The organism is Dyadobacter sp. CY323 (assembly GCF_021390245.1).
In the GTDB taxonomy this organism is placed as follows: domain Bacteria; phylum Bacteroidota; class Bacteroidia; order Cytophagales; family Spirosomataceae; genus Dyadobacter.
In genome coordinates, this window is sequence record NZ_JAJUXH010000010.1 from 232690 (window position 1) to 250761 (window position 18072).

The window sequence follows — 18072 nt, forward strand, 5'->3', positions numbered from 1 at the left end:
ATTTAGGAGTTTTAATTTACTTAAAATTCAGGAGATAACCGGTAAGATCCGCCAAATCCTGTTCGTTGAGATTCAGCGCGGTAGGCTCCGGCATTAAGGATAATGGCATTTTTTCCCTGCTTTTTATCTGATCACTTTTAATGGAATGTTGCTGGCCGGCGGCATCTTTCAAAACTACATTCGCGCCGTCGCTCAGTAAAAATCCGAAATACGTCTCGCCGGATTTTGTGACGATTGTATAGCTTTCATACCCAAACACCATCGCAGCCGAGGGATTAATAATGGCGTCTAAAAGTGCCGTTTTATCGAATTTCTTATGAATCTCTGTGAGGTCCGGGCCAATTTCCGCACCCGTTTTGCCATGTTTATGACAAGCCGCGCAGGTATTTGAAAATATTTTTTCGCCATTAGAAGGTACCGCGGACATTCTTGCAATAAAATCCGTTTTCATCACCTTCCCGTTTCTTGGAAAAAACTGGCTGGCGACAACGCGCACATTCTGATCGGGATGTTTGAAAATGATCTCGCTGACGGATCTTGCGATGGTATCCTGCAATTGTCCCTGAACCCGCATATCGAGCAGTATATTCCCTCCGTCCGGGTCGGCAGCCATTTTTTTAGCCAGATCAATGCGGGTAGTCAAGTTCTGGCTTTTGTCGGCCACCGTCTTTTTCATTTCCAGCATTTGCCGGTAGGCCGGGGTCATGGCCACCGCATTGGTTTCTTCCCAATTGGCGAGGTCAGCCCAGTCATTGGTTTTCCGGAAGTTGAGCCAGTACGATGCCTGTCCGGCGACATCAGGCAATGTTGATTTGGATAAAACAGTCATTGCATCAACCGCCTTTTTATCATTTATAAAACCAATGGCCGTGATGGCTTTGCGACGCTGGGGAATGGCTACTTTTTCCGACAATGCCCTCATTTTCACATCATCAACGGCCGAAACAGGATGTAGCCGCCATATCAGATTTGCTTTTGCATTTCCCCATTTATCCGGAGCGGCAGGAAATTTCTCATTTACATACGCATATACTTCATTTTCCTTGCCAAAAGCAGCGGTACCAATCGCCTCCAACATCCACGGATCTTCGCCATCGTAGCGGTTTACCAATTCCTTAATCACCGGCAAAGATTGCTGCGCCTTCAAATCCCGCAATGCAATGCCCACTTCCCGCCTGATCGCAACATCCGGATCTTTTGACATTTGTAACAAATACGGATCGGTAGCCCCGATCGCTTTCAATGCACGAAAAGCCGCAAGCCGGTGCGAAGCATTTCCAGACATTAATAACTTCCCAGTTTCCTTTTTCCCTTCCTCTCCCAACTGCGCCATTAGCCAAATCGCCCGTGCCTGATGAAATGGATTTTCAATAGTCAGAAGCTTTTTAATGTCCCCTAAAACGGCATCCCCCTTTTTTTTAAGCCCTTCAAAACCCAATGCACGGACATTGATCGCAGGGTTTTTCAATGCCTCGATAAGTCCGGCAGTTGATGATAAATCCAGTTTTGGCGTGACCAGTTTCTTGCCTTTCGGGGTAATGCGGTAAATGCGGCCGTAGCCTTTTTTATCCTTCATCGCATGGCCCCCCACAACCGGATCGTACCAATCGGCAACGTAAATGGCACCATCCGGCCCGACTGCCACATCCGACGGGCGAAACCATTTCCGATAATCATTGTCCGTCTCGTACCATTCATATCGTTCATTAGCTTGCGGAAATGAGCTGATCAGGTTTTTTCGGTCCAGTTCAAATCCCGCGCCTTTCTTCACAGGCTGATAGGCGAAAATCACATTTCGGCCTGCTTCGCAGCTAAGTAGCATTCCGCGATAATTTTTCCCCAATGCATCCCCCTCGTAAAAAACAATCCCGGTCGGCGAACCCGCGCCGGTATTGTCGCCCGCAGGCATGACGCCCGGATCTTCCTGGTGCCAGTGGGTAGTGAAAATATCTTGTCCTGGCCGACGGTCTGCCTGCCAGAAACGATTTCCATCTGCGGAAAAATAACCTGCATTCCCACCTTCCTGCAAAAATGAAACGCGGCACGTAATCACCTGATCATCATTGTCATTCTGCCACATATTGCCATAACTATCAAGACAAACTTCATAACTGTTCCTGAAATTATGTCCGAGTACTTTCAGCCCGGTACCGTCGGGGTTAATGCGAAGTGCGAGCCCGCCAACCCAGACTTTGCCGTCGTCCGATTTTTGGTTTCCCTGATTTGATTTGTTATAAGGTGTACCGCCCGCGTACAAGCTTCCACTCCTCAAAGTCCAGCCGCTTTTATCCGTAACCTTATGAGGACCAGCGTTTCCGGTATTGAAATAATACTTCCCATCGGGGCCTGCGATCAATGAATGCAGGGAATGATCGTGGTCAAAACCTCCAAAACCGGTTAAGAAAACTTCGCGGCTATCGGGTTTATCATCCCCATCTTTATCCGTATAAATGATCAGGTTTGGGGCACAGGAAACGATGGTTTTGTTGCCAATCACCGCAATGCCCAATGGGGAAGTCAATAAAGTATCTTCTACAAAAACTTTGGATGATTCCGCTTTTCCGTCTCCATCCTTATCTTCCAGGATCATTACCCGGTCGCCTTTTTGTCTGTGACTGAGGCGCTCCGCAGGTTTTGTGTTAAAATCGCGGTAATTCACGGCTTCCGTGATCCATACCCGGCCTTTTGCGTCGATATCCATATTTGTCGGATTGTAAAACATCGGCGCCTCCGCCCAGAGTGTCGCTGCCAGATCGTCGGGAACATATAAACGCGACGAATCGTCGGCAATAGCAACAGGGTTTTCAGATTGCTTTGGAATAAATGGCTGTTTGTTTCCAAACTGCAATGCGGCAAAAAACAGGAATGCGGTACCTGCGAAGAAAACCGCAGTTCTGGGTTGGCTGAAAGTCACTGAATTCATATTAATTAAAAGAGAAAAGGCCTTCGAGATATTTGCGGTTTTGCTGGTAGCATTCAATGATGTCGGCACCTTTCGGCGTGGCACCTTCGATCTGCATCCATCCCTGATAATCCATGTCTTTCACCATTCCTGCGATTTTTGGCCAATCCATCGTGCCTTCGCCCAATTTGAAGCCATTTTCCTTAATATGCAGCTCGCAGATCAGATCTTTACCGATCATCGGTACTTCCTTAAAAACATCGTTTCCGGCATCGGCAGCATTGCGAAAATCGTAGTATACCTTCACCGCTTTCGAGCCCACTGCGTGAATGATATCGAGATGTTCCCGGGCAGTCAGATAGGACTCAATTCCTAATGTTACTCCTTGCTTTTCAGCATGGGGTGCTACTTTTTTTAATCTTTCGATTACTACTTTTTTCCCGGCATCGTCATTTCTGAGATCTCCGTCGGAGAAGAACGCAAGCAATATCACTTTGACACCCAATGCTTTGGCTGCATCCACACTGTTCCAAACCCATTGTTCAGTCTTCGGATCCGATTTATAGGGTACGCTGTTCAATATACCCAGCGCGAGGCTGGATACTTCTACACCTGTGCGCGCTGACGCATCCTGAATGGATTTTAATGTAGCCGGAATGGAAAGTCCGGCGTGGTCGTTGCCGGTATTATAACTCACCTGAATTCCCTGCAAGCCAATGGCTTTGGCGCGATCAAATGCCTCGGGATTCAGCATTTTCCCTACCGACCAGTCGCATGCGCCGAGCTGAATTTTGGGTGGTGCCTCAAACAAAACACCGCTGGAAGCTGCCGCCAGCAAAAGCGCGCTGCTTCTGATCATCGTGCGGCGAGTAAGGTTTTCCTGGTTCATGATGATGGATTTAGGAAGACTAGGTTATCTTCTAAATTGCTGAACCATCGGATTCTACTTATCGCGGGGTTTGGCGGATTTACCTGCAGAATGCATCTTCGATATGTCGGATTTCCACCTTTCCATTCGTAAAAATTAAGATGGAAATGATATCGAACCTGACGTCAAAAAACCAGTTCTTGTCAAAAATGTAGTTCTCTGCGGCACGCATGATGTTCCTGGCTTTTGTCACATTCACAAATTCCTCAGGCATTCCAAATGCGACGCCGCTTCTGGTTTTTACCTCGATAAAAATCAGCATTTTGTCTTTTTTGACGATCAAGTCAATTTCTACATGCCTGCTTCTGAAATTTTTTTCAATGATCTCAAATCCATTTTGAATGAGAAACTCCGCCGCTTTCGCTTCGCCCCAATTTCCGGTATCGTTGTGTGCTGCCATTTGTGTTGATTAATGCATTCGATCGTTTACAAACACTATCACGAACATTTCAGCGTGCAAATAGCGTTGTAGGTAACAAAGGTTTTAATCATTGTATGATTACCTTTCTTTTAGACGTCACATTTGCAAAAAGTATCGGCTCGCCCGAAAAGAAATTAAAATGAATACCCTCATAAACAGACAAGTGCAATTCCGGGATTTGGGCCTCATTGATTATCAGGAGGCCTGGGATTTTCAGGAGAAGGTTTTTGCGGAAACGCTTTCGATTAAAACCCGAAACCGGACTTTGCCTGACCATGAAAAGGTAGCAACGCCCAATTTTCTGTTTTTCTGTCAGCATCCGCATGTTTTTACCTTGGGTAAAAGTGGCAAACCGGATCATTTGCTGCTTTCTGACCAAGATTTGACTCAAAGAGAGGCTAAATACTACCGGATCAATCGCGGCGGTGACATTACCTATCATGGCCCCGGGCAACTGGTGGGCTATCCGATATTAGACCTGGATAATTTCTTCACGGATATTCATTTATATATGAGGACTTTGGAAGAAGCAATCATTCTGACGCTGGCAGATTATGGTTTGGCGGCCGGCAGGATTCAAGGGTTAACAGGGGTGTGGCTGGATTTTGAGGCGCAAATTAATCCCCGCAAAATATGTGCGCTGGGAGTAAAAGCCAGCAGGTGGGTTACCATGCACGGATTTGCATTAAATGTGAATACGGACTTATCCTATTTTGAAAATATTGTCCCGTGCGGTATTGAAGATAAAGCAGTTACATCGCTGTCGAAAGAATTGGGACGCGAGATCGATCTAAAAGAAGTATCATTAAAATTAAAAACCCATCTGACCGAATTGTTTCAGATGGAAATGGAGAAAGCATTATAATGAAAAAGGATATCATATTTCACCCGGTGACGGGAGTACAGGTAGCGATTGTCAGAAACCATAGCGAGGCAGATCATGAAGAATGGAGCGTGGTTGTAATCAATCGAAATGATCAGCCGGTCAGCAATGTATTTGTTACCTCAAAAGGCTACGGAAACAGCGAGTCGGGCGACAATTCGGAACAGAAAACTTCAACATTAAGACATTTTTTTGCAGAGATCGGAACGGGAGGACACGTGGTAGTCGAGCCGATCATGCCGGAGGTTTTTCACCTGTATAATGAATACTGGGTCAGCTATTTCATTGGAAGTCAGATCTACGATAAAAAGTTTATCTTCGTGCCCGACAGCATTGTGGAAGCGAATCTGATTCCAATCGAACCGCTGGGATTGAAGGGCGTTTTGCATGAATAGGAGCGTTCGTTATGATTGTCATTTGTGGTCATTTTTGGTCAGGGATTGTCATTTTTTGTTTGGAATTGTTCGGGATTGTTCGGGATTGTATATCGGGATGACAATGACATATCCGGCAATAATAAGATGCAAAGTCACTTCGAGCAACCGAACAATCACTGACTATAAATGACAATTCCGAACAACCCCGAACCATATCGAACAATATCAAACAACCAATGACAATCCCTGACCATCAGTAACATTCCATTAAACAACCACAAACGCCACACTATGACAGAAGATTTTAAAAGAAAAGCCAAGAATTTCCTTCTTCTAGACATTGAAACAGTATCTTCTTATGGTTCTTACGACCAGCTTCCCGAGCGGATGCAGAAGCTTTGGGACAAAAAAGCATTAATCCTTAAAAAAGGCGATGAATCTGTAAGTAATGCCGATCTTTTTTATGATCGCGGTGCGATTTATTCCGAATTTGGAAAGATAGTCTGCATTGCCTTCGGTGCATTTTACTGGAATGAAAAGGATGAGCTGGCCTTTAAAACGAGCAGCTTCTCCAGCGATGACGAAGTGCAGTTATTGTTACAGTTTAAAGCATTAATCGAGAAATATCCGGCCGATCAGCTTGTACTTTGTGCCCATAATGGCAAAGAATTCGACTTCCCATTCCTCTGCCGCCGCATGTTGGTCCACTGCATTGAAATCCCAAAAGCTTTACAGATTACAGGCAAGAAACCGTGGGAAGTTTTGCATCAGGATACCATGGATCTATGGAAATTCGGTGATTATAAAAGTTACACTTCGCTCGATCTGCTTGCTGCGGTATTAGACGTGCCGGGAAGTAAAAATGAAATGAGCGGGGACCAGGTAACCAAGGTTTATTATGAAGAAAATGATCTGGCCAAAATTTCGCGATATTGCAGGGAGGATGTCGTTGTGCTGGCACAACTTTATCTTCGGTTGAACTGCTTCAAACAAGTGGCGGCAGAAAATATAACTAAGAGTAGAGAGCTAGCTGTCGGCTGTCAGACATCGGCTATCGGCGCTACGCAATGATTTAAAGAATAATGAGAGATAACAAGAATAAAAATAAGACAAATCAAGAAAGCAGGCCTGTAAATGGACCTCACGATATCGTTTCCTACATTGATAATCTGAAAGCTGACATTGCGGCTTTTTTTGATCTGAATAGTGAGCATTCGTTCCGGACGTTTGATGTTCATGATCATTTCGGTGTGCAGGATAAAAAGGTAAGACAGCTATTTAATGAAATACTTCATGAGCTGGAAGAAGCCGGGAGGCTGGTTTATAATAATGGATCTTACACAGCATCCGTAGATAAACCTGTAAATAAAGGACTTACCGGCCGGGTTGACCGCGTCAACAAATCGTTTGGTTTTGTCATTGTCGAAGGATTAGATGATGACATTTATGTAGAGGCTGATTTTTTAAATGGAGCCTGGGACGGCGATATTGTAACAGTTCAGCCATTATCAAAAGGATCCCGCGGATCGAGAGGCGGGCGTGATGGTGGTAAAAACCGGGTCGAGGGAAAGGTTACCGACATCGTTCAGCGTTCGAGTGCCGAAATTGTGGGTATCATCGAGATTAACGAGCGTTTCGCGGTTGTTCAACCGGACAACAAAAAGCTATTTGATCCCATTTTTCTGGAAATCGACGAAACCGACGAAGCCGCAGATGGCGACAAGGTGATCGTAAAAGTAACCGAATGGCCAACCCGGAGAAGCCAGGCCGCAGGTAAGATCGTTACTGTGCTGGGTAAGGCCGGCAACAACGATGTTGAAATGCACGCAATCCTGGCCGAATTTGGTCTGCCGTATCATTTCCCCGAAATCGTAGAGGCAGAGGCACAAAAAATCCCTGATAAGATTGCTGCGAAGGATATTAAAAAAAGACGCGACATTCGTAATGTCCTCACATTCACCATTGATCCGGTAGATGCAAAAGATTTTGATGATGCATTATCCGTACAATATCTGGATGACGGAAATGTGGAAGTCGGCGTGCATATCGCAGACGTTTCGCATTACGTACTCCCCGGAACAGAACTTGAAAAAGAAGCATTCAGACGCGCAACGTCCGTGTATCTGGTAGACCGGACTGTGCCGATGCTTCCTGAAAAGCTGTCTAACAATCTTTGTTCGCTACGTCCGAATGAAGACCGGCTTGCATTCTCCGCGATTTTCGAAATGACCCCGAAAGGGAAGGTAACGAAACAATGGTTTGGCCGGACTGTGATCCATTCCGACAGACGGTTTAGTTATGAAGAAGCTCAACAAGTTCTTGATTCGGGTGAAGGTGACCATGTGCAGGAATTGAATACCCTGAACACACTCGCAAAAATTCTAAGAAAAGAACGTTTCAAAAACGGGGCAATCAATTTCGAAACCCCGGAAGTTCGTTTTCGTCTCGATCCGGATGGAAAACCACTCGGTATTTATCAAAAGGAACGGCATGATTCGAATAAGCTGATCGAGGAGTTTATGCTTCTTGCCAATAAACAAGTGGCTGAATATGTGTATTCGCTCTCAAAAGGAGAAGTGAAAAATACCATGGTATATCGGGTCCACGAAGCTCCCGATCCGGACCGGCTAAAAACGTTTGCCACCTTCATCGCAAAGCTTGGCCTCAAACTGGAACTGGAAGAAGAGAACAAAATCGCCAAGTCGATGAACTCGATGCTCGCCAAAGTAGAGGGTAGACCGGAGCAAAATCTGATCGAATCGCTGGCTGTGAGGACAATGGCCAAGGCACGTTACAGTACGGCAGATCTTGGACATTTTGGTCTTGCATTTAAACGGTATTCGCATTTTACATCTCCGATTCGTCGCTACCCCGATGTAATGGCGCATCGGTTGCTGCAACATTATCTGGATGGCGGAGCATCCGTGGATGACGAAGAGTACGAAGCTGCTTCGAAGCATTCATCTGAAAGAGAGCGCCTTGCAGCAGAAGCCGAAAGGGCATCGATCAAATACAAACAAGTTGAGTTCATGAGTATGATGGACAAAGACCTGGAATTTGACGGGATTATTACCGGGGTAACCGAATTCGGCATTTTTGTAGAAATCACAGCAACGGCGTCAGAAGGGTTAATCCGGATGACGGATTTGGGAGATGATTATTACGAGCTGGAAAAAGAGAATTACCGGATCGTTGGTCAGCGGACGAAGAAGATTTATACGTTTGGTGATACTGTCAAGGTAAAAGTGAAGGATACCAACCTGGCCCGCAGAAGTATGGATTTGTACCTTGCCGGCACGATTCCATCCCCAATGCGCAGCAACGGTTCTTCCGGAAGGTCTAGCGATCGTAAATCGTCGGGCCGCGAATCGAGGCCGCCTCGGTCGTCGAGAGGAAATAAAAAATCGGCAGGCCCGACTTCGTCTGCGAAGCCTAGGAGAAAGAGGAAATAATTTTAATGTGACCTAATCAGCAGTTGTCCGTCTAAAAGGAAATTAACCTTTGAACATGGAGCTGGTTTATAAAGAAGAATCTTATCAGATTATTGGCAAATGCATGGAAGTGCATAAGGAACTCGGACATGGGTTCGCCGAGATTGTTTATAAAGATGCATTAGAACTGCTCTTTGGCTTGGATAAGATCTACTTCGAGCGAGAAAAAGAGTATTTGGTTTACTTTAGAGGCGTATTGCTACGCCATAAATTTTATGCGGATTTCGTGGTGTTCGATAAAATAATCCTTGAATTGAAATGCCTTTCGATGCTTACGGAAGAACATACGGCGCAGACGATTAATTATCTGAAAGTTTCGGGGAATAAACTTGGATTGTTGGTCAATTTTGGGCGTGGCAGGTTAGAATATAAGAGGTTGGTGCTTTAAATTTTGTTGCCACGGATGCACGAATAATCACGAATGCATCCGTGGCAATTCGTGTATTCGTGGCTAAAATCAATTCGCTCATGCCAAAAAATCAATTCATTCTCATTCTTTTCACTTTAATCTCCTTCTCAACTTTCGCCCAAAAAGCCTCTGATAAAGAAGAATGGCAATCGTTATTCAATGGCCAGGATCTCACTGGCTGGGACATCAAAATTGCCGGGCATAAGGTGAATGATAATTATAAGAACACATTCATCGTCGAGGACAACATGATCCGTGTTAACTACAAAGAATACGACCGGTTTACCACGGAATATGGGCATATGTATTACAACAAGCCGTATTCACATTATAAAATCCGTCTGCAGTACCGGTTCACCGGAAACCAGGTACCCGGCGGTGCTTCGTGGAATGTGAGAAACAGCGGCATTATGCTCCATTCTCAATCTGCGGCCAGCCTGGGGCTGGATCAGGACTTCCCGATCTCACTTGAAATGCAATACCTTGGTGGACTTAATGCCGGAGAACGAAACACCGGAAACCTCTGCACGCCGGGCACGATCGTCGATATTGACGGAAAACTTGCAGAAGCCCATTGCATTAACTCCACTTCAAAAACATATAACGGAGACCAATGGGTCACTGCCGAAGCAATTGTCCTCGGCGACTCCATCGTTTACCATTTGATCGAAGGAGATACAGTACTGGTTTTTACAAATCCAAAAATCGGTGGTGGTTATGTTGGTAAAAACCACACATTTAAAGATGGAAAAGTGGGCGGTGAAGATGATTGGAAAAAGAAGGACGGAACGCCATTAGGAAGCGGCTATATTGCTTTACAGGCAGAAAGCCACCCGATCGACTTCCGGAATATTGAGCTGCTGAACCTCAAAGGCTGTATGAACCCGAAGGCGAAGAATTATAAATCGTACTACAAAGTTGCCGACAATGCTACCTGCACGTTTACTAAATAATTGTTAAGCTCTCCCGGGAGACTTTTGCGTCTTCAAGTTTTTAGTCTATTTTGAATCAACTTTCGAACAAAACATTTACACTTGATGAGCATCCTCGGGCGTGTGATACGCAAAGCAGAAACGATCAAAGACAAGTATTTTCCGTTAACTGAGTTTGACAAAGCCACGCTCCCCTGGATCGATAAGCCGAATCCGGACATTACGGGGTTTCTGAAAGAAAATCCGCCACGTTACGATGTTCCTTATGATATGGCCGATAAGCTGAGAAACTGGGAACAAAACGGGTATGTCGTGCTGGAAAAAATCATCTCGGAAGAAATGATCGATAAATTCTGGGGGGATTTCCAGGAACTTGTGCATCATCCTGAAAAATACGACTTGTCTGTCCGCATTGATCTTGATGAATTCAAGCCGAATCAGGAAAGAAATATTAAAGAATTTCCAAAACGGGCTTTGCAAGGTAAGTATGTGAAGATCAATGATTTCCATAACTCATCAGTCGCCGGCAAAAAACTGATGACCCACCCATACATTGTTTCATTCCTCGAAGCGATTTTCCATCAGAAAGTGGTGGTCATGCAGAGCCTCGTATTTTTATATGGCAGCCAGCAGCCCTCTCACCAGGATTATCCTTGGGTTACCGCCAAAATTCCAAGCCACCTGGCTGCTGCGTGGATTGCATTAGAAGACATAAAAATCGATTCCGGACCTTTGTACTACTACATTGGCTCTCATAAAATGCCAAAATTCAATTTTGGATCCGGGATTTTATTCAAACCTGATTCCACCAAATCGCCGCTTGAATTTGCAGAGTATCTCGATAAAACGAGTGCCGAGCTGAATTATCCAAAAGAAACATTGCTGATCAAGAAAGGCGACGTTCTGATCTGGCATGCTGCGCTGGCTCATGGTGGTTCCATGATTACTAATCCCGACCAGACACGCAAATCGTTTGTCTGCCATTATTCCACACTGGAGGCACTTCCCTACCATCGCAATTTTGTTACGCAGGTACCGGTCAAACAGGAATACAATGGCGTTTACATTTACAATAATCCCATTTTCCCACAATCTGAAGATGTGTTGAAATAACTATTCGGACGCTCGTTCCGCGTTTTTTATATTTTTGCAAAAAGATGGACGTTATGCTGCGGTAACAGATTCGTCCATTTTTCATTTCCATACCCCGGGATTCTCCAATGAAAAAAACAATACTTCGGTTTTTGCTGCTTATTGGCGTTTTTGCCGGAGTCAACTGGCTTGCTTCACAGTTTTTTGTCAGGCTCGATCTTACTCAGGACAAAAGGTATAGCATTTCCGAGGCGACGAAACAGCTTTTAAGTGAACTTGACAAAGACATTACAGTCAATGTATACTTATCCGGAGATTTTCCGCCAGGATTTGAACGTCTTGAAAGTGCTACGCGGAAAACTCTTGAAGAATTAAGAACCTATTCTAATGGCCATTTAAGCGTCTATTATTCAGATCCCTCCGAGGCTGCAAGTGAAGAGCAGCGCCAAAAACAATATTTAAATCTTGTCAACCGCGGGTTAACGCCAACAAACGTATTTGCCAACGAAGACGGTAAACGGACTGAAAAAATCATTTTCCCAGGCGTATTGGTGCAATACGATACTCTGTCGGTTCCTGTTCAGCTCTTGAAGGGAAATAAGGCAAGTTCGCCGGAAGAACAACTTAATCAGTCTTATGAAGGTGTTGAATTTGAAATTGCTTCGGCAATCCGGATGCTGGATAATAAGGAACGGAAAAAAGTAGGTCTGGTAGTTAGTCATACCAAAATTTCCCCCGCCAGGCTCAGCGATCTGATCGCATCGATTCAGCAGAATTACGATGTGTTTCTGGACATGAACAATCCCGAATCGTATGATGGGCTGGATGCATTACTGATTTTAAAACCCGACAGCACGTTTTCAGAAGATGAGAAATTCAAACTGGACCAGTATGTAGTGGGGGGTGGAAAAGCGATTTTCTTCGTCGATGGCGCTCGCGTGGATAGTGTGAGTTTGGATGGAAGTTACGCGCAACCACTGGACCTCAATCTTAATGATCTGTTTTTTAAATGGGGCACGCGCGTCAATACTGATCTTGTAAAAGATATGAATTGTGCCGAAATCCTGCTGAATGTCGGTAACATCGGCGACGAACCTGAAATACGTCCGTTGCCCTGGCGATTTTTTCCTTTACTGAATAATTTTGGACAACATCCGGTTACCCGCAATTTGAATGCTATTTATACCCGGTTTTTAAGCTCGATCGATACGGTCGGCGGTGCCAGTGGAATTCACAAAACTCCGTTATTAATGACTTCACCATACACAAAACTCTTAAATGCCCCGGCATTGGTTGGATATAATGAAGCCAGAAAGCAGCCTGAACCAACGGAATACCGGTCCGGTGTAAAATTCAGTGCAGTTCTTCTCGAAGGTTCTTTCAGTTCGTTATTTGAAAACAGGATCCTGCCCGGAGATCCGAGAGCCGCGAAATTCAGGGCGACAGGGAATGAGGGAAAAGTGATCATTTGTTCCGATGGGGACATTGCAGTCAACGATTATGATTATAAAAGGAATGCACCTCTCCCGCTCGGTTACGACCGGGTAACGAAGCAAACTTTCGGAAACAAGGACTTCATCATGAATGCGCTTGATTTCATGACAAACGCGAACGGTTTGATTAATGCAAGAAGCAAACAGATTGAAATTCGCGCATTGGACAAAATCCAGATTCAGGAAAGCCGCAAATTCTGGCAGGCTTTCAACCTGCTTCTTCCAGTCGTGCTGATTGCGATTTTGGGTGCATTAAGGTATTATTTTCGCCTTCGAAAATTCGGTTGAAACGACAAGTTCGTCGCTAAAATTTCATACTTTTGTCCCCTACAAAATGATTTTCAGGAATCTCCTTGGCTATATATTTATCATCTAAACACTTACGTCACGAATTATGAAGTTTGTCGTTTCGTCATCAGTTCTTCTCAAACAGCTTTCAGCTATAAACGGTGTCGTTTCAACGAACCCAATCGTACCCATATTAGAAAATTTCCTTCTGACGCTTGAAGGAAATTCGCTGACGGTGACTGCTTCTGATCTGCAAACCGTAATGATTACGGAGATCGAAGTAGAATCTTCTGAAAAAGGCGCCATCGCTATTCCTGCAAAATTGTTGCTGGATACACTTCGTGGTTTGCCAGAGCAGCCAATCACCTTACAGGTTAACAGTGAGACATTTGGCACTGAAATTATTTCGGATAACGGTCGCTATAAATTGTCCGGGGAAAATCCAATCGATTTCCCCAAAACACCTGCTGTAAACCGCGGACAGTCTGTTGATTTCTCCTCTTCCGCATTAGGGGCAGCGATTGCAAACACGCTTTTCGCAACCAGTACCGACGATCTGAGACCTGCGATGACGGGGGTTTTTGTTCAAATGGGAACAGAAAATGCAACGTTTGTTGCGACGGATGGACACAGACTCGTTCGCTACCGTCGTACTGACATCAAATCGGATGTGGACACTTCGATGATCATTCAGCGGAAAGCTCTGAATCTCTTGAAATCCTGTTTACCGTCCGAAGACGTTGCGGTGAAAGCCGAATTTACTTCATCCAATGCATTTTTCAGCTTCGGAAATATCCGGATGATCTGCCGGTTGATTGACGAGCGGTTCCCGGATTATGAAAATGCAATCCCGACCAACAATCAAAATACACTTACCATTAACAGAATGGAAATCCTCAGCTCACTGAGACGGATTTCTATTTATTCCAACCGGACTACCCATCAGGTTCGTTTGAAAATGTCTCTAAATGATCTGGTTATTTCTGCAGAAGATTTAGATTATTCGAACGAAGCGAATGAGAGATTGATGTGTGAATATAATGGAGACGATATGGAGATCGGCTTCAATGCAAAGTTCCTGATCGAAGTGTTAGGTAACCTTTCCAGCAAAACAATCACATTCGAACTTTCAGCGCCAAATCGCGCAGGACTAATTATCCCGGTTGATCAGGAAGAAAATGAGGACATTTTAATGCTGGTTATGCCGGTAATGCTAAATACCTACGTTTAGTCACCTAGAAATTTTACAATACTTAAAGTCCGGTAATTCCCGGACTTTTTTGCGTTACAACAATCACATTTCAAGTCATTTAACAAATTTTAACGCATTAGTACGAAAAAAATCGTAGCCAGGCCTTGCATGTACGATTTTTTTCGTAGACATTTGATACGAAGAAAATCGTACAACGAATAAGACATGTATATTAAACCCACAGATTCCGAACTAGAAATTTTAAACTATCTCTGGCAGGCTGGGCCAAGTACCGTACGGGCAGTGCATGATGCATTATCAGCTACCAAAGATGTTGGCTATACAACGACATTAAAACTTATGCAGATCATGCATGACAAAGGGTTGCTGTATCGCACAGAAAACGGCCGCTCCCACATTTACGTCGCATTATTAGGGCAGGAAGAAACACAACAAAATCTTCTGGGAAAAATGGTCGAAACGTTATTTCAGGGTTCTGCTGCTCAAATGGTCATGCAGGCACTTGGGAACCATTCGACGTCGAAAGAAGAACTGGATGAAATACGTGAGTTATTAAACAACCTCGAAAACAATCGCTAGCCATGAAAATTTTCTTTGATCTATTCACCAGCGCCTCCGTTTCAGCCTTAGGCTGGACATTGATCCATTCCGTTTGGCAGGCTGCTTTGCTCATGCTTCTGGCCATCGCGACATTTTATATATTAAAAAAGAAAACCGCAAATGTCCGATACCTGGCAGCGGTCGCATTTCTTTCCACCCAGCTTTTTACTTCCATTGCGACATTTTTCTACTACTATACCAAATCAACCCCTGCATTATCGGTACCAAAAACCTTTGCAAATTCCCTCACCTTTACCAATGTCAGGCAAGTCAGTTTCTCAGCGACGGAATTACCATTCAGCATGAAGCTACAAGGTTGGTTATCCATGCATTTGCACGAACTGGTAATCTGCTGGATGATTGGAGCGGCAGTGCTTTTGCTGCGGTTTCTGGGCGGCTGGCTGTTTACAGAAAAGCTTCGTTACGATGCAAAAGTCGTAATGGACCGGGAGTGGCGTGCACGATTCGGGGTGATTGTAGCAAAAATGAATATCTCGCAATCCATCGAATTCAAAGAAACGGCCAAAATCCTGACACCGATGGTGATCGGAGCATTCAGTCCGGTGATCCTGATTCCCATTGGGCTGCTATCCGGGTTTTCGACGTCTCAGGTGGAAGCGATCCTGGCGCACGAACTCGCCCACATCAGAAGAAACGATTACCTCGTTAATATGCTTCAATCCTTCGTTGAAGTGGTATTTTTCTTCCACCCCGCCATTTGGTGGCTTTCGGAACGCATCCGCACAGAGCGGGAACATTGCTGCGACGACATTGCATTAAGTGTTTGTGGGGACAAAATGTCTTTGGCACACGCGTTGGTCAAAGTCGCTGAATGGCAAACCGCTCCGAGAATGGCTATGGCATTTGCATCCAAAAAACCACTCTTGCTTCGTCGCGTCCAACGCGTACTCGGCCTCACACCAAAATCAACCCGGACGTTAGGGAATCTGCCGCTGATGCTGGTTGCATTCGGTTTGGTGATAGGATTGTCGGTGTATGCAGTGGCTCAGAAGACTGAGAAAAAGAAGGATAAGAAAGTCAGTCAGTCCGCGGGTAAAAAACAAAAATCCGTTTCCGGCTTTCACGCCGTCGAAAATGAGATTGCCGAGGTACCTGAACTTGCGGAACTTTCCGCAATCGAAATCCCTGATGTCGAAATCGCAGAATTTCCGGCAATGCATTTTGATGATGATTCGCTTAATAAAAAAAGAAATGAGATCCATAAAAGAATGCAGGCGCTGCAAACCGAAATGGAACCGCTGAATCAGCGAATGGAGGAAATACAACTCGAAATGGAAAAACAAAACTTTGAAGTGGAACGCTTTCAGAGAGAATTGGAAAAGATTGAATGGAAAAAGCAAGCTGCATTGGAGTTGAGAAATGATCTGACAGAGAAAAGATCAACATTGCTCGACAGATCAAGATCGAACGAATCGAAAACAAATGACTCGGAACTTGACAAGCAGCTTGCGGATTTCGAGCAGCAGATTAAAGTGCAGGAAGAAACCATTTCACAACTGAATTCTCAAATCGCCTCCACCCGAAAAGATGCTTTCAAAGCAGAAGAGCCTATTCGGAGGTTTAATACCGAGACACAGGAAATCAATGAGAAGATTGAGGAGATTAGTGGCAAAATTGGTGTGGAAGCTCTTGGTTTTGAAAAGATTGAAGGCAACCCACGTGTCCGGGAAGCAAGAACTTCGCGGGTAAGAAATGTTACGGGGCATGGCCGCGTTGCTCCGCCCCCACCGCCTCCGGCGCCAGCGCGGGCAGTACCGGCTCCGGCACCCAAAGCTCCAAAATCGGTTGCGCCTCCAAAACCTCCCGTTCCGCCAGCAAAAAAGTGATTATAAAAAAAGAGGGCAGTGCATATCACATTGTCCTCTTTTTTTATACCCTGAATGGAGATATTACTCCACTTCAATAATCACGTCGTCGCTCATTGGATGCGTTACGCAGGTCAGTACAAAACCTTCGTCGATCTCTGCCTGGGATAATGCGTCTTCTTCGTCCATCTGCACTTTCCCGGAAACACATCGCCCCAGGCAGGCCGTACACATTCCGGCCTGACAGGAATACGGAAGATCTATATCCATATTCAAAGCAGCTTCGAGAACCGTCTCGTGCGGTTTAACGGGAACTTTATATTCCGCGCCTTCGTAAAAAAGCGTAATCTCCCTGGCTATTAATGCATTTTCTTCCTCCATCACAATTTCCCCGGGCTGGGCTGCGGTGGCTGTAAGAAAGCTTTCGTGCCTCACTTTATTTGTCGGTACACCCAGGATATCCAACGCCCGTTGCGCCTCCACCATCATATCCTCCGGACCACACAGAAAATATTCTGCTTCCTTCTTGTCCAGGGTAGGTATTCCTTCTACGATTTTCAGGAGATGAGATTTATTCAATCTTCCGGTTTCACCTTGCCAATTTTCAGAAGGCTGGCTCAATGTGTGTACTACTTTGAAACGATCGCCATACTTAGCTTCTAATTTCTCGATCTTATTCCTGAAAATAATGCTTTCTTCATTGCGGCTGCCGTAAATCAGAAACACCTCACTCTCAGGCTCAACCATTAATATGGACTTTAAAATCGAAAACAAGGGAGTTATTCCGCTTCCCGCACCAATAAATACCACTTGCCTTGTTTGATCGTCTTCCTGCTTCGGGAAAAACACGCCCATTGGTTCCATTGCTTCAAGCACATCCCCTTCCTTAATGGAATCCAAAAGCATGTTTGACGCAAATCCGCCGGGGACACGCTTGATGGTAATGGCCAGCGAAACATCGGTATATGGTGAGCTCGACATCGAGTAAGACCTCCTTACCTTTTTGTCGTCCTGTTCGATCAGTAAGGTGAGAAACTGGCCGGGCCGGTACGAAATTACTTCATTTAAAGGATGCCAGAAGTGTATCGTGGATGCTTCTTCCGTTTCCTTTTCGACTTCTTTAACTTTTAAGAAATAATATTTGCTCATTGGATGTAGCTATTGGCTCCTAGCTTTTAGTGTGATATTCAATGCAAAAGCCTCACAGGTAACACCTA

Annotated in this window: 15 protein-coding genes; 11 read left to right on the forward strand and 4 right to left on the reverse strand. The window is 44.9% G+C overall.

All coding sequences use genetic code 11. From position 1 onward, the window contains the following. Positions 1-16 precede the first annotated feature (16 nt). The 3 genes from LZG72_RS16385 to LZG72_RS16395 form a co-directional block, all read right to left on the reverse strand. On the reverse strand, positions 17-2923 hold the full coding sequence (locus tag LZG72_RS16385; protein WP_233874671.1) for a PVC-type heme-binding CxxCH protein: 2907 nt from the start codon (positions 2921-2923) through the stop codon (positions 17-19). A gap of 1 nt (position 2924) precedes the next feature. After that, positions 2925-3791 carry a sugar phosphate isomerase/epimerase gene (locus LZG72_RS16390; protein WP_233874684.1) on the reverse strand — a complete coding sequence of 289 codons (867 nt, stop codon included), beginning with the start codon at positions 3789-3791 and terminating at the stop codon, positions 2925-2927. 79 nt (positions 3792-3870) lie between these two features. Beyond that, the gene (locus LZG72_RS16395; RefSeq protein WP_233874687.1) at positions 3871-4230 is read right to left on the reverse strand and encodes a YraN family protein; all 360 of its coding nucleotides are present in this window, start codon (positions 4228-4230) and stop codon (positions 3871-3873) included. A 160-nt stretch (positions 4231-4390) separates the two neighbouring features. Between LZG72_RS16395 and lipB the strand changes: the two genes are divergently transcribed. The 11 genes from lipB to LZG72_RS16450 all read left to right on the forward strand — a co-directional run bounded on the left by lipB (position 4391) and on the right by LZG72_RS16450 (position 16876). Beyond that, positions 4391-5116: a lipoyl(octanoyl) transferase LipB gene (gene lipB / locus LZG72_RS16400; protein WP_233874689.1), complete on the forward strand. Its 726-nt coding sequence runs from the start codon at positions 4391-4393 to the stop codon at positions 5114-5116. After that, positions 5116-5529 (forward strand): hypothetical protein, encoded by a 414-nt coding sequence (locus tag LZG72_RS16405; RefSeq protein WP_233874693.1) that lies wholly within the window; start codon positions 5116-5118, stop codon positions 5527-5529. Before lipB ends, LZG72_RS16405 begins: the two co-directional genes overlap by 1 nt. 273 nt (positions 5530-5802) lie before the next feature. Beyond that, on the forward strand, positions 5803-6582 hold the full coding sequence (locus tag LZG72_RS16410) for a 3'-5' exonuclease (protein ID WP_233874696.1): 780 nt from the start codon (positions 5803-5805) through the stop codon (positions 6580-6582). Positions 6583-6593: 11 nt separating this feature from the next. Next, entirely contained in the window at positions 6594-8963 is a 2370-nt protein-coding gene (rnr, locus tag LZG72_RS16415; protein ID WP_233874706.1) for a ribonuclease R, read from the forward strand. 55 nt (positions 8964-9018) lie between these two features. Further along, positions 9019-9390 carry a GxxExxY protein gene (locus LZG72_RS16420; RefSeq protein ID WP_233874709.1) on the forward strand — a complete coding sequence of 124 codons (372 nt, stop codon included), beginning with the start codon at positions 9019-9021 and terminating at the stop codon, positions 9388-9390. An 80-nt stretch (positions 9391-9470) separates the two neighbouring features. Beyond that, positions 9471-10364, forward strand: a complete 894-nt coding sequence (locus tag LZG72_RS16425) for a DUF1080 domain-containing protein (RefSeq protein WP_233874724.1) — start codon at positions 9471-9473, stop codon at positions 10362-10364. An 84-nt stretch (positions 10365-10448) separates the two neighbouring features. Beyond that, positions 10449-11456 carry a phytanoyl-CoA dioxygenase family protein gene (locus tag LZG72_RS16430; RefSeq protein WP_233874727.1) on the forward strand — a complete coding sequence of 336 codons (1008 nt, stop codon included), beginning with the start codon at positions 10449-10451 and terminating at the stop codon, positions 11454-11456. 107 nt (positions 11457-11563) lie between these two features. Then, positions 11564-13216: a gliding motility-associated ABC transporter substrate-binding protein GldG gene (gldG, locus tag LZG72_RS16435; RefSeq protein ID WP_233874730.1), complete on the forward strand. Its 1653-nt coding sequence runs from the start codon at positions 11564-11566 to the stop codon at positions 13214-13216. 106 nt (positions 13217-13322) lie between these two features. Next, positions 13323-14447 (forward strand): DNA polymerase III subunit beta, encoded by a 1125-nt coding sequence (gene dnaN, locus LZG72_RS16440; RefSeq protein WP_233874733.1) that lies wholly within the window; start codon positions 13323-13325, stop codon positions 14445-14447. A gap of 186 nt (positions 14448-14633) precedes the next feature. Next, positions 14634-15008, forward strand: a complete 375-nt coding sequence (locus LZG72_RS16445; protein WP_233874736.1) for a BlaI/MecI/CopY family transcriptional regulator — start codon at positions 14634-14636, stop codon at positions 15006-15008. 2 nt (positions 15009-15010) lie between these two features. Further along, the gene (locus LZG72_RS16450; RefSeq protein WP_233874739.1) at positions 15011-16876 is read left to right on the forward strand and encodes a M56 family metallopeptidase; all 1866 of its coding nucleotides are present in this window, start codon (positions 15011-15013) and stop codon (positions 16874-16876) included. Between the two features lie 63 nt (positions 16877-16939). On the opposite strand, the gene LZG72_RS16455 is transcribed toward LZG72_RS16450, so the two are convergent. Next, positions 16940-18004, reverse strand: coding sequence for a ferredoxin--NADP reductase (locus LZG72_RS16455; protein WP_233874742.1), 1065 nt, complete (start codon positions 18002-18004; stop codon positions 16940-16942). Positions 18005-18072: the final 68 nt, after the last annotated feature.